The sequence below is a fragment of the Rhizobium hidalgonense genome, assembly GCF_005862185.2.
Lineage (GTDB): Bacteria > Pseudomonadota > Alphaproteobacteria > Rhizobiales > Rhizobiaceae > Rhizobium > Rhizobium hidalgonense.
In genome coordinates this window covers 2,553,867-2,566,602 of the sequence record NZ_CP054027.1, presented here as the reverse complement: position 1 = coordinate 2,566,602, position 12,736 = coordinate 2,553,867, and the positions used below count along the sequence as shown (strand labels likewise).

Below are 12,736 nucleotides of genomic sequence, written 5' to 3'. Positions count from 1 at the left end.
GCTAGCAGCCATCAAGCACCTTGATCCTCGAGACCAGGGTCTTGCCAAACACATAGGTGGTCTGGACATCGGCTCGGCCCTTGCAGCGACGGCCGTCATTGGTGACGTATTCGTAGGAAACCCGGACGTTGTCATCGCCGCGCAGGGCCGTGCCGGTGAGCTTGAACGGCTGCGACATCGCGCCGTAGAAGGCGTGGATCGACGCCTCGTTGAAAGGGCCCTTCCCGCGCTTTTCCGGAATGACCAGGGCCGAGGCGGTTTCACCATCGGCTGCGGCGAGCGCGGAGTAAAAGGCCGTCACCGCGCCCATCGGATCGTGCGGAAACGTCTTGCCCGCCTCGGATGCCGGATCAGGTCCGTCCTCGTCAATCGCGTCGTAGGTGATGCCGACGGCCTGCGCCTTGGCGGCCGTCAGCCACGCGATGCCTTCAGGCGGTGCCGACGTCACGTAGGCGATGGCAGTGTCAGACAATCCCAGCTGGTTGAGGTAAGCTCCGACCAGTGCGTTGGCGACGCCGCTTTCGCTGGCCTTGCCGTCTACCACTCGATAGGCGGCATGGAAGCCGATATTGGATTCGGGCTGAAGAAACCTCTGCGACCCGGCAAGCCAGGTGAGGGCGCAAGCCGACGCGCACAAGGTCCCCGGCGGAGTGGCCGTCGCAAAGCCTCGAAGGCGGATGGCACGCCCGATCTCGATCCCGGCTTTGAGATCCCCGCCCTCGCTGTTCAGAAAAACAAGGGCCTTGCTGGAGGCTGCGGCCAGGTTTCTGAAGGCGATTTCGTCACCGTCGTTCAAGATGCCCGTGACGGAGATCAGGTCCGTATCATTCTCCAACGGCTGTCGCGTGATCTCTGCTGCAGACAGAGGAAATGCGCATAGAAACAACAACCCAGCCGCGATGTAACGCATCGATTCGCCCCGCCTTTACGATCCTCATTGAACATCGCCAAGAATGTTTTGCAAGTCCGATGGGGCGGCCCACCGAGGCAGGCCTCGGTCAATGCGCGGAGTGGCGGATCGAAGGTACGTTCCGCCCATAAAAGCATGAGAGGCCCGGTTGCCCGGACCTCCACGATGTTTCAGAACTGAAGAGTAGAAAGAATAATCAGCTGCACCCGCTCGTCGCACCGCACGTGTCGCACTTCTCGCAGGTGCCGTTCCGCACCATCGTGAAGTTCTGGCACTCCGAGCACATGTTGCCCGTGTACCCCTGCATGATCGAGCGCTGGCGGCGTTCGGCTTCGCGCTTTTTGGCCTCGGATTTCGCCGTTGCCGCGTCGGCTGCCGCCTTGTCGGAGAAGAGAGCGGTGGCGTCGCTGGTGATTTCCTCGGTCACCTCTTCGGCGATCTCTTCGGCCAATTCCTTGGCGCGCTCTTCGTAATCGCGCTTGAAGGCAACGATTTCGGAGGTGGAGATGGCAACCGTCGGTTCCAGCTTGCGGGCCGCGGCACCTGCAAAGGCGGTCACGGTGCCGCTGGAAGCGGCACGGGCAGGGGCTGCGGTGGCAGCACCCTTAGGTTCGCCCGCCTGGCGCTCGCCGCCGGTGCCGGAAACCAGCGTCGGCTTGTAGCCGCGGGTCCAGCCGGTGGAGAGAAGGTTGGTCTTGCCTTCCTGGATGCCCTTGCCGAGTGCCGTGTTCGAGAAGTCCGACGTATCGACATGCGCGAGGTCGTGACGGCCGAGATAGGAGACGGCAAGCTCGCGGAAGACATAGTCGAGGATCGAGGTGGCATTCTTGATGGCATCATTGCCGATGACCATGCCGGCCGGCTCGAACTTGGTGAAGGTGAAGGCCTCGACATATTCCTCGAGCGGCACGCCATATTGCAGGCCGAGCGAGATGGCGATGGCGAAGTTGTTCATCATCGCACGGAAGGCAGCACCTTCCTTGTGCATGTCGATGAAGATCTCGCCGAGGCGACCATCGCCGAATTCGCCGGTTCTGAGATAGACCTTGTGCCCGCCGACGGCAGCCTTCTGGGTGTAGCCCTGGCGGCGGTTCGGCAGCTTCTCGCGTTCACGCGAAACCCGTTCGATCACCCGCTCGATGATCTTCTCGGTGATGGTGACGGCCTGGGCGGCGACCGGCGCCTGCAGCAGTTCCTCCAGCGCATCCTCGTCGTTCTCATCCTCGATCAGCGAGGCGTTGAGCGGCTGCGACAGCTTGGAGCCGTCGCGATAGAGCGCGTTGGCCTTGAGTCCGAGCTTCCAGGAGAGCAGGTAGGCGTTCTTGCAATCCTCGACGGTCGCCTCGTTCGGCATGTTGATCGTCTTGGAAATTGCGCCGGAGATGAACGGCTGGGCAGCCGCCATCATGCGGATATGGCTTTCGACGGAGAGGTAGCGCTTGCCGATCTTGCCGCAGGGATTGGCGCAATCGAAGACCGGCAGATGCTCGGCCTTCAGGAAGGGCGCGCCTTCCAGCGTCATCGCACCGCAGACATGGATGTTGGCCGCTTCGATGTCCTTCTTCGAGAAGCCCATATGGTCGAGCAGGCTGAAGCTCATGTCGGCGAGCTGTTCGTCGGAAACCTTCAGCGTGTCCTTCAGGAAGTCGGCGCCGAGCGTCCACTGGTTGAAGACGAATTTGATGTCGAAGGCGCTTTTCAGCGCGGCATTGACGGCTTCCACCTTCTCATCGGTCAGGCCCTTGGCCTTCAGCGTCGACGGGTTGATCGCCGGCGCCTGGTTCAGGTTGCCGTGGCCGACGGCATAGGCCTCGATCTCGGCAATCTGGCTTTCCGAATAGCCGAGCGTGCGCAGCGCGTCCGGCACGGCGCGGTTGATGATCTTGAAGTAGCCGCCGCCGGCGAGCTTCTTGAACTTGACGAGGGCGAAGTCGGGCTCGATGCCTGTCGTGTCGCAGTCCATGACGAGACCGATCGTGCCGGTGGGCGCGATGACCGAGACCTGGGCATTGCGGTAGCCATGCTGTTCGCCAAGCGCGAGCGCCTTGTCCCAGGCCGATTTGGCGTGGGCGACGAGATCCTGGTCCGGGTTTTCCGAATGGATCAGCGCGACCGGGTTGATCGACAGGGCCTCATAGCCTGACGTTTCTCCGTGAGCGGCGCGGCGATGGTTGCGGATGACCTTGAGCATGCTCTCGCGGTTCGGCGCAAAGTTCGGGAAGGGCCCGAGTTCGGCAGCCATTTCGGCCGAGGTCGCATAGCAGATGCCGGTCATGATCGCCGTCAGCGAACCGGCAATGGCGCGGGCCTCAGCGGAGTCGTAGGGAATGCCCGACGACATCAGCAGGCCGCCGATATTGGCGTAGCCGAGGCCGAGCGTGCGGTATTCGTAGGAGAGTTCGGCAATGCGCTTCGACGGGAACTGCGCCATCATCACCGAGACTTCGAGCACGACGGTCCACAGGCGCACTGCATGTTCGTAATCGGCGATGTTGATGCGCTTGGTGGCCTTGTCCTTGAACTGCAGGAGGTTCAGCGAGGCAAGATTGCAGGCGGTGTCGTCGAGGAACATGTATTCCGAGCACGGGTTCGAGCCGCGGATCGGGCCGCCGGCCGGCGAAGTGTGCCAGTCGTTCATCGTCGTGTTGAAGTGGATGCCGGGATCGGCAGAGGCCCAGGCGGCGTAGGAAATCGTTTCCCAGAGATCGCGCGCCTTCAGCGTCTTCATCACCCGGCCGTCCTTGCGGGCGGTCAGGTTCCATTCGCCGTCATTCTCGACGGCGCGCAGGAAGTCGTCCTTGATCGAGACGGAGTTGTTGGAGTTCTGGCCGGAGACCGTGAGGTAGGCTTCCGAATCCCAATCCGTGTCGTAGGTCTTGAATTGGAGATCCTTGTAGCCCTGGCGGGCGAACTGGATGACGCGCTGGACGTAGTTTTCCGGAACCTGATCCTTCTTGGCAGCGCGGATTTCGCGCTTCAGGGCAGGGTTCTTGGTCGGGTCGTAGCAATCGCCGTTGTCGCCGCCTTCGCAGTTGAAGCAGGCCTTCATGATTGCCTTCAGGTGCCTGGCGACGATCTTCGAGCCGGTGACGAGGGCCGCGACCTTCTGCTCTTCCTTGACCTTCCAGTTGATGTATTCCTCGATATCGGGATGGTCGATATCGACGACCACCATCTTGGCGGCGCGGCGCGTCGTGCCGCCCGATTTGATGGCGCCGGCAGCGCGGTCGCCGATCTTCAGGAAGCTCATCAGGCCGGAAGAACGGCCGCCGCCGGAAAGCTTTTCGCCTTCGCCGCGCAGCATCGAGAAGTTGGAGCCGGTGCCGGAGCCGTATTTGAACAGGCGCGCCTCACGCACCCAGAGATCCATGATGCCGCCTTCGTTGACGAGATCGTCCTCGACCGACTGGATGAAGCAGGCATGCGGCTGCGGGTGTTCGTAGGCCGACTTCGACTTGGTCAGCTTGCCGGTGAAGGGATCGACATAGAAATGGCCCTGGCCGGGGCCGTCAATGCCGTAGGCCCAGTGCAGGCCGGTGTTGAACCATTGCGGCGAGTTCGGGGCGACGCGCTGGGTGGCGAGCATATAGGCAAGCTCGTCCTTGAAGGCCGAGGCATCTTCTTCCGAAGAGAAATAGCCACCCTTCCAGCCCCAATAGGCCCAGGTGCCGGCAAGGCGGTCGAAGACCTGGCGCGCATCGATTTCGGAGCCGGTCTGCTCGTCCTTGGACAGGGTCTTCAGCGCCGCATCGTCGGGAACGGAGCGCCACAGGAAGGAAGGAACGTCGTTTTCCTCGACCTTCTTCAGCCGGGTGGGGACGCCGGCCTTGCGGAAATACTTTTGCGCCAGAACGTCGGTCGCGACCTGGGAGAACTGCGCGGGAACGTCGATATTCTCGAGGCGGAAAACGATCGAACCGTCGGGGTTCTTGATCTCGCTCGTCGCCTTGCGGAATTCGATATCCGCATAGGCGCCTTGGCCGGCCTTCGTGAAACGACGTTCGATGCGCATGGTCTTGACCTCGTGTTGGCGCCCAGTCCCCGCGACCGGGGCGCAAAATTCCTATCCGGCGGCACATTGTCGTCGTGCAGCCAGTCTCGTTTCCGTATTGTCACAGGGGTGTCATCCGGAGATGCTCTTCCTGTATCTTGTGGTGATGGTGGCTGCAAACACTAAATATAGTATTAACAGCTTATTATCGCCAGTCCCGACGTCACTTTTTTTGGAGGCTGAAAATCGCGCAGAGATCCTGTCAGGCCTGAAACCGTTTCCGGTCCATCACCCTGATTCCGCGTCCAATTTTTCAAAAGGAAACCGGGCTCGTTACCTCCGGTCCTGTCGCCGCCGCAACATCAGTAACAATAAAGTTTGAAACAGGTGATTCCGTCAAGGGCTGGATCTTAATTGATTGCTAACCACAACATCTTGTGGATGCGCCTGTGGAGATTGGGGAAAGCCGGGGAGCCCTGAAATTACAATGGCTTGCGGGCGTCGCCGGCTAAGGAAAATGCTGGAACGGCAAAAAAGCGCCCTGCGGCAAATCTTGTGATGGCATTTCCGGCGCAAATGCGCATGGCGATTCGCTGAGAAAACAGGGGCGGTTTAGAGAGCATCGATGGCGATGGTGACGGTGGCAACGCCAATCGGCCTGGCCTCGTCGTCCATGACGACGAAGCTCGCCTGTGTCTCAAGCATCTGGGTGGATTCGTTGCGTTCCGCCCGGTCGATGAAGATGTCCGGGGAGCCGCTGGCGAAGGTCCTGAGGTATTTCTCCTCGTCGCCCTGCCAGTAATCGGCAGTGATGACGCTTTGCCCCACGTTGAGCCCGTGAATGTCGGTCACGAAAAATTCGACGATCGCACCCTGTGAGGCGTCCTGCCTGATTTTCAGATAATGCGACACGGATTTGTCGAGCAGTAGCTTGACCATGTGCAGATGGTGGTGATCGATCTCCGACCGGTAGGTCTTGTCGAGTACCCGCATATCCTTCTCGCTGACATCGCCGAATTCCGCATTCTGCTCGGCAATGGCTTTCAGCACCAGTGGCGTCTCCACCATCGGCCGCACCCGTTGCTCGACATAATCGCGCACGAGGGGAATATAAGCAGGCTCGGCGCGGGCGGGGTGGAGCGCAAGCAGACACGCCGCCAGCCCGGTGGTCATAACCGCAATATGCCCCCACCGCGCCATTTTACTTCCTTGCACTGCATCGTTCGTTGCACGTTTTAGGCGCAACCTGACACGCTTCTCATGCTGCCGGGTCCATGGCGCTAAAATAAATCAGATCCCGAACCCGTCAAAGCGGATTCGGGAACCCCGGCCGACGAAATTTGGAACAATTTCAAGTGGTAAATATGATCACCGCAGCTGGATCGGCGATCAGCGCGGGCCCTTGGCGATCGGCTCCTGATAGGTGAAGCCCATATCCCACGGGAAGTAGATCCAGGTATCCTGGCTCACCTCGGTGATGAAGGTATCGATCGTCGGCACACCCTGCGGCTTGGCATAGACGCAGGCGAAATGCGCCCTCGGCAGCATGGTGCGAACTTGGACGGCGGTCTTGCCGGTATCGGTCAGATCGTCGACGACCAGCACGCCTTCGCCGCCGTTTTCGGCAAGCTCGGGCGCTATTCCCTTGAGCAGCGTCATGTCGCCCTGGTTCACATAGTCATGATAGGAGGCGACGCAGACGGTCTCGATCAGCCGGATGTTGAGTTCGCGCGAGATAATCGCGGCCGGGACAAGGCCGCCGCGGGTGATGCAGACGATCGCCTTGAACGTCTGGTCCAGGCCGGCAAGCCGCCAGGCAAGGGCGCGCGCATCGCGGTGGAACTGATCCCAGGAAACGGGAAAGGCTTTATCGGGAAGGGACATCGGGCTGCTCCGCGGCATGAAAAAACAACACGCCGTTTGCCGGCGACCGGACGCGCTCGAGGTGGCAATTGGCAAAACGCAAATCGCGCGAGCTGCAACTGCGCGAGATCGCGAGCTGCAACTGCGCGAGCTGTGGCCGAGGCTCGAAGCTGTCATCGGTCGCCGCAATTAACGGAAGTTGCCGGCAAAAGGCAAGAGCGCCGATGATCGCGGCAACGTCAGCGCGACAGCAGCGTCAGCGCCGTCATCGATTGCAGCAGGGTCTTGGTCGTACCGCCGAAAATCATCTGCCAGAGCCAGGAATGCGTATAGGCGCCCATGACGAGAAGATCGATGCTGTCGTCGGAAAGCCGGTTCTCGATGATATGCGAAGTGTTTTTATCCACGCTTCTGGCTGTCGCAAGCGTCGTCTTCACGCCATGGCGGGTGAGCGTCGCGGCAATCTCGGCACCTGCCGTCAGCGGCGATTGCAGCGCCGTGTCGGCCGGATCGACCGAAAAGATCTCCACCTCCTCGGCCGCTTTCAGGATCGGCAGCGCGTCGAAGGTCGCGCGCGCCGCCTCCTTCGAGCCGTTCCAGGCAATCAGTACGCGCCTGATCGGCTTAGGCTGGCGGATGGTATACGGGATGACCATCACCGGCCGGCCGGTTTCGAAAAGGAAGTTGTCGACGTCGACATGGCTGTCGGAGCGTTTGGCCGGGTCGGCCTGCGATGCGATCAACAGATCGGCGCTGCGCGCGCTTTCGATCAGCGGTGCAGAGCCATAGCCGGTTGAGGTGGTAAAGCTGCGCCACTCGGAGGAGCCGCCCGACGCTTGCGCCTTGGCGCGAAAGATCCGTTCCACCGCGACCGTTTCGCTATGCGCCATATCCTGCAGCGCCTGCACGGCGACGGGATCGGGAATTTCCATCGGCGCTACCAGCGGCACGGTGGAGATGGTTTCGGCATGCAGGCCGATCACATAGGCGCCGCTTTCGGCGGCAATGGCAAAGGCGAAATCGGCAACGGCGGCGCTATTGTCTGCTGTATCGAGAATGGCGAGAATGGTTTTGTAAGACATATCAATTCTCCTTGCGCTGAAATGGCGTGCGGGAGGGAAGGAATGCACCGGACCGCTCCTCCGTTCCTTGACGGGGATCAAGCCTGGTCCCCGGTTCCGGCATTCTCCTCAAGCCTCGGCGGAATGGTTTTCGGCGATGTCCTTCCTCTGGCGGATGGCCTCGATCATTGCATGCACCTCGGCGCCGGCCGCATCGATCGCCGCCTGCAAGCGACCGCGCACGACGATCTCGGTCGAGAATTTCTGGCCGATATAGCGGGGGTAGGAACCGATGCTGGTGTCCGGATGGGCTTTCTGGATCGCGGTCAGCGGCGTGCCGATCTCGCCTTCGCCGTAGGGGCAGGCGATGGCGAGCGAGAGCACCGGCGTTCCTGTTCGAAGCGTCGGCAACACATTGTCGACCATCGCCTGGAAAACCTGTGGCACGCCGGCCATCACATAGACGTTGCCGATGATGAAGCCCGGCGCCGTCGAAACCGGATTGGCTATATGGGTGGCACCGCGCGGCATGCGGGCCATGCGCTGGCGCGCCTCGGTGAATTCCATCTCGCGGCGCCGGTACATATCGGCAAGCAGCGTCATCGCCGTTTCGTCATGTTCGCAGGGCACCCCGAACGCCTTGGCGATGGCATCGGCGGTGATATCGTCATGCGTCGGCCCGATGCCACCCGAGGTGAAGACATAATCATATCGAGCGCGAAGCGCATTCAGCGCCTCGACGATCGCCTCCTCTTCGTCGGCGACGATGCGCACCTCCTTGAGGTCGATGCCGGAAAGAGTGAGCAGGTCGGCGAGATGGCCGATATTCCTATCCTTGGTGCGGCCGGAAAGAAGTTCGTCGCCAATGGCGAGCATGGCGGCGGTGACGACGGTGGCATGGCTCATGGGATGTTCCGTAAAGTGAGGCTGGTGAATAGGTAGCGCCCTTCGGCCGCTTTGCAAACATGCGAGCATGATGCCGAAAAGTGTAGGCGGTTTTCGGATGGCATCGTGCTCTTGGAACAGGCCGATGCGATAGCTGCGATCTTAAGCAATTCCAATAGTGGTGCAGCTAACCGGAGCATTGTACCGGCCCGACTTCGTTGCCGACGGAACTACGGCGCGACAGCCTTCGCTTGGCTGCTGTCTTAGGCTCGCCGAGCCTAAGCTCACAGAGCGAAGGCTGGTGCGGACGGCGGGGGTCGAACCCGCATAGCCTAGGCCGAGGGATTTTCTTACCGCTACGGCTTTCGCCGCCGCCTTCCGGCGTTTGTGGTCTGGACTATACCTTCACCTTAGCGCCTGCCTTAGGTGCTGCCCGTCTAGTCTCTACACCTTCCCCTTGCAGGGCTTGGCTCGGGATTGCCATCTGACAGGTTTCCCCGACTTTGAGCAGTTCTACATCAGGCGTTTCCGCCAGTGCACTCAATTTTGCTTTAAGTCCCTTGTGTCTACCGATTCCACCACGTCCGCGTGGTTCTCCCTGCTAACAAAGAGACGCGGCATTCTCAACCGATATTCAGTGGTGATGTACGATTCCGTTTCAAAGTCTGGAGTCCTCCGCCACCTGGTCGCTTCGAGTGTCCAGCTGAATTCGGGAGTAAGCGACGAACCCAGGTGCTGATCAAAGCTTTGGCAAGCAACTGCGCGTCAGCAAGTTTTCAAATTGACGCTGCGAGGCGGCGTAGAAAACCTAATGCAACCCCTGCGACACAAGCTTGTTGAATTTCGCCGGACATTGGGACAAAGTGCTGGCGAGGGTAGAGTTTGCAATTTTTACTGTTGTTATACGTGCGCTTCACTTTTCAGCGTGAGCGCCGAGACATGTGGTGACTTATAGGGCAAAATGGCTTTTGTTCTGAAGACCTTCGGGAGGCTGCAGCTCGTCGACGAGGAGGGGAACGCTGTCGCGTTTCCCGAGAAAGGCCTGCTGCTTCTCGCCTATTTATTTACAACCGATCAAGGTTCGGCCGATCGAACGACCTTGGCTCGCTTCCTATGGGGCGAAGCCGACAGGGACGTTGCACTTTCGACTTTGCGGAAAGTGATTTCGAGAATTAAGGCCCGTCAAGTCGATCTCGGGGTAAATACCCTATCATCTCAGGGCAACGTGCTCACACTCGACCCAACTCTGTCTTCCGACATTCTGCTGGCCGAGGCGGAGGAGGTTGAGCCGTTCTCCCGGCTGAGACAGCTGGTGGCGCTGATGAACCAGCCTTTTCTCGGGCCGGTTCACAGCCATAGTCGTCACTTCCAGCGTTGGCTCGCCGAACGTGAAAATTACCATATCGAGCTGCTCGGAAATACATTGAGAACTGCCTACCCATTGGCCCAGTCGCGGAAGGACGCCGAGCTGCTGAGGAAGGCCGCGGTTATCCTGTTTCGCACCGAGCCGAAGGATACGGAAACGCTGCAACTGCTCATACGGATCTTCAATGCGGAAGAGGAAGTCGAATCCCTTCGGAGCTATTTTGAACAGCGGCGCAGTTTGACGTCCGGGGGCATCGCCGCGCGCACCGGAGCCGATGGTGGCGACGCGAAATCCCTGCGTCCGTCATCGGTGCCGTCAAAGGCAAAACTTGAGCCTGAAGATATCCGCATTGCCATTCCCCGCCTGGTGCTGCTTCCCCCCAAAAATCAATCCGCTCGGCCGCAAGCCGGTTTTTTAGCTGCGTCTTTGGTAGAGGATATCACCATCGGATTTTGCGTCTTCAACAGCCTGGAGGTCATAGCCCCGTATTCGGCGGTTCAAATCGGCCACCAGGTGGAGACGCAGAAGGCCTTCTTCGAGCGGCATCGCGTCAACTACATCCTCGACACCCGGATCAGCAGTTCGGATGACGAAGTGATGCTGTTCGCCCAACTGATCTTTTTCGATCAGAACCAGATTGTTTGGGCGGAAAGGTTCAGCCTCGATCGTATGGATCTCGCCAGAGACAGAAGAGTTGTTGCCCGGCAGATCGCTCTCTCCGTATCCAGCGAAATCGAGCGCCATGAGGCGCTGCGCGAAGACCTGAACCCGGTCGCCTATCACAGATATCTTGTCGGCAGGCGGCACCTGGCGCGGCTGACGCTTCCGAACCTGCGGCGCGTCCGCAAGGAAATGAAAGCTGCGCTCAGCGTGAGCCCGGATTTCGCACCGGCGATGAGTTCGATGGCGCGGACCTACTCCAAGGAATGGTTGCTGACGGCGCGCGGTGATATCGATCTTTTGCAATTGGCGGAGACATTCGCAAAGCAGGCGACCGGTATGCGTGCGGACTTCGCCGATGGCTATCGCGAGCTCGGTGTCGCCAAACTGTTGCAGGGCGCGTTCGATGAAAGCGCCGAAGCAATGGAAGTAGCGGAAAGCCTTGCGCCGCACTACGCCGACGTCATCGCCGACTACGCAGACACGTTGGTTCATTGTTCGCTCCCCGCCATGGCCTTGCGAAAGATCGAGCGGGCAATCGAGCTGAACCCGCTCGGTCCCGACACCTATTTCTGGACCGCTGCGGGAGCAAACTATGCCCTCGGCGAATTCGAAGCTTCGCTGGACTATATCGGGCAGATGGCCGATCCTCATTTAGCGGATAGGTTGTCCGCCGCAAGTTGGGCCATGTTGGGCCATCCCGACAAGGCGCGGATCTTCGTACGAAGGTTTCGTGAAGGCAATCCGGACTTCGATGTGGACAAGTGGTTGTCCGCAGTTCCAAGTAAAGAGCAATGGCATAAGGATCTTTATCGCGAAGGCCTGAAGAAAGCTGGATTTTAAACATCAATCGTTAGAGAGGGCAAAACATGGCTACAGTTGTTGTTATTAGTATTGAGGGTCGAGACGGGCTCTGGGTCGCTGATCTGGACGCCGGCACTGTACTGCCGCTCCCGGTCCCCAAGGCGGGCGGCCTGAAAGTCGTAACCGATCTTCGCGACACCGGCGCGACGGTGACGAAGGGCGTGAACGTGGCTGTCACGGTCAAGTCGGCGGAAGCGGCGTTCTCCGGCCATTACGACGGCTAGGCGTGAATGATTGGCGCCATAGCGCCTTTGCGTTCTGGATTCTATTCTCAGGAATCGCGCGAGACGGCGAGCGGGGCATTGACCTGCTCGCCGCCGAGCATCATGCCGGTGCTCTACTGAGAGGATCATAGTCGTTCCCGGTGCCGATCAAGTGTAGCGGATCTCAGTGATAATCTATCGGCCCCGTCATGTTGCCGATTGCCCACATGCCTTCATAATACCGTTGGAATACGCATAGATATTGTGGATATAAGCGTGTTATTGCTTGACAAAGGCATTTTCGGTGCAAGGATTGCGCCGCGGCGGTTGAGTAAGTGTTGTCTTGTGGGAGTAAGAGACGATGGTTTACGATTGGACTGGGGCCAGGGTCCGGCGCATCCGGATCTTCAAGACCAGTGTCGCGCTTGTTTTTGGAGCCGCGACGGCTGCAATACCGCTGTTCTTCTGGGCCGTGGAGTTTCGCGGTTTCTAACCTGAGATCATCAGCGTCTCGCGCCATCTGTTGATCACCCAGCCGGCCAGCAGTCCGATGGCGGCGCCCATGGCCTTGATGCCGGCATCGTGCAGGCGCGGATGGCGTGTCGGCGAGAGGTACTGCAGATACTCGATGGCGACGGAGCCAGCGATCAGCAGCACGGCCACCAATTTCCACTGTTTCGGATAAGCGAGCGCAAAGGCGAGGCCGACAAGAATATAGGCGGTAGCGCGGTCGGTATCGACCGTCGTCACCGTTTCCGGCCTCAGCCCGATCGGCGAGACCGTGACGAAGATGATGATGGCGAGCAGCAGCCAGGCGAGCGGTCTTGCGAATTTGAACATGATCATGGCTTCATATTTAATGGCTCGCCGTTTCTTTGACAGTTAAAATCAGTTCATGTGCCGCCAATTTCGCCGTTGGCTTAAGAAAAGCTT

General features: G+C 59.7%; 9 protein-coding genes. 2 read left to right on the top strand and 7 right to left on the bottom strand.

Translation table 11 applies throughout. The features are described 5' to 3' along the window. Position 1: 1 nt before the first annotated feature. The 6 genes from FFM81_RS12320 to FFM81_RS12295 all read right to left on the bottom strand — a co-directional run bounded on the left by FFM81_RS12320 (position 2) and on the right by FFM81_RS12295 (position 8,731). Positions 2–910 carry a COG3904 family protein gene (locus FFM81_RS12320; protein WP_003573699.1) on the bottom strand — a complete coding sequence of 303 codons (909 nt, stop codon included), beginning with the start codon at positions 908–910 and terminating at the stop codon, positions 2–4. Positions 911–1,106: 196 nt separating this feature from the next. Next, positions 1,107–4,922 (bottom strand): vitamin B12-dependent ribonucleotide reductase, encoded by a 3,816-nt coding sequence (locus tag FFM81_RS12315; RefSeq protein WP_138384367.1) that lies wholly within the window; start codon positions 4,920–4,922, stop codon positions 1,107–1,109. Between the two features lie 591 nt (positions 4,923–5,513). Beyond that, positions 5,514–6,101 (bottom strand): hypothetical protein, encoded by a 588-nt coding sequence (locus tag FFM81_RS12310; protein WP_025415959.1) that lies wholly within the window; start codon positions 6,099–6,101, stop codon positions 5,514–5,516. A gap of 189 nt (positions 6,102–6,290) precedes the next feature. Next, complete coding sequence (gene gpt, locus FFM81_RS12305) at positions 6,291–6,785, bottom strand: xanthine phosphoribosyltransferase (protein ID WP_003573696.1); 495 nt, start codon at positions 6,783–6,785, stop codon at positions 6,291–6,293. 218 nt (positions 6,786–7,003) lie between these two features. Continuing rightward, entirely contained in the window at positions 7,004–7,846 is an 843-nt protein-coding gene (locus FFM81_RS12300) for a universal stress protein (protein WP_138384366.1), read from the bottom strand. Positions 7,847–7,954: 108 nt separating this feature from the next. Next, positions 7,955–8,731, bottom strand: coding sequence for a competence/damage-inducible protein A (locus FFM81_RS12295; RefSeq protein ID WP_138384365.1), 777 nt, complete (start codon positions 8,729–8,731; stop codon positions 7,955–7,957). 940 nt (positions 8,732–9,671) lie between these two features. Between FFM81_RS12295 and FFM81_RS12290 the strand changes: the two genes are divergently transcribed. Next, positions 9,672–11,579: a hypothetical protein gene (locus tag FFM81_RS12290; protein ID WP_138384364.1), complete on the top strand. Its 1,908-nt coding sequence runs from the start codon at positions 9,672–9,674 to the stop codon at positions 11,577–11,579. 26 nt (positions 11,580–11,605) lie between these two features. Continuing rightward, entirely contained in the window at positions 11,606–11,824 is a 219-nt protein-coding gene (locus FFM81_RS12285; protein WP_003573687.1) for a hypothetical protein, read from the top strand. A gap of 468 nt (positions 11,825–12,292) precedes the next feature. Here the strand turns inward: FFM81_RS12285 and FFM81_RS12280 are convergent, their stop codons facing one another. Next, a complete protein-coding gene (locus tag FFM81_RS12280; RefSeq protein ID WP_003573682.1) occupies positions 12,293–12,649 on the bottom strand; it encodes a VanZ family protein in 357 nt (118 codons plus the stop codon). Positions 12,650–12,736 lie beyond the last annotated feature (87 nt).

Excerpts from the sequence above, each read along its gene's own strand:
- FFM81_RS12320 (WP_003573699.1), bottom strand. The coding sequence starts at position 910 with ATGCGTTACATCGCGGCTGGGTTGTTGTTTCTATGCGCATTTCCTCTG.
- FFM81_RS12315 (WP_138384367.1), bottom strand. The coding sequence starts at position 4,922 with ATGCGCATCGAACGTCGTTTCACGAAGGCCGGCCAAGGCGCCTATGCG.
- FFM81_RS12310 (WP_025415959.1), bottom strand. The coding sequence starts at position 6,101 with ATGGCGCGGTGGGGGCATATTGCGGTTATGACCACCGGGCTGGCGGCG.
- gpt (WP_003573696.1), bottom strand. The coding sequence starts at position 6,785 with ATGTCCCTTCCCGATAAAGCCTTTCCCGTTTCCTGGGATCAGTTCCAC.
- FFM81_RS12300 (WP_138384366.1), bottom strand. The coding sequence starts at position 7,846 with ATGTCTTACAAAACCATTCTCGCCATTCTCGATACAGCAGACAATAGC.
- FFM81_RS12295 (WP_138384365.1), bottom strand. The coding sequence starts at position 8,731 with ATGAGCCATGCCACCGTCGTCACCGCCGCCATGCTCGCCATTGGCGAC.
- FFM81_RS12290 (WP_138384364.1), top strand. The coding sequence starts at position 9,672 with ATGGCTTTTGTTCTGAAGACCTTCGGGAGGCTGCAGCTCGTCGACGAG.
- FFM81_RS12285 (WP_003573687.1), top strand. The coding sequence starts at position 11,606 with ATGGCTACAGTTGTTGTTATTAGTATTGAGGGTCGAGACGGGCTCTGG.
- FFM81_RS12280 (WP_003573682.1), bottom strand. The coding sequence starts at position 12,649 with ATGATCATGTTCAAATTCGCAAGACCGCTCGCCTGGCTGCTGCTCGCC.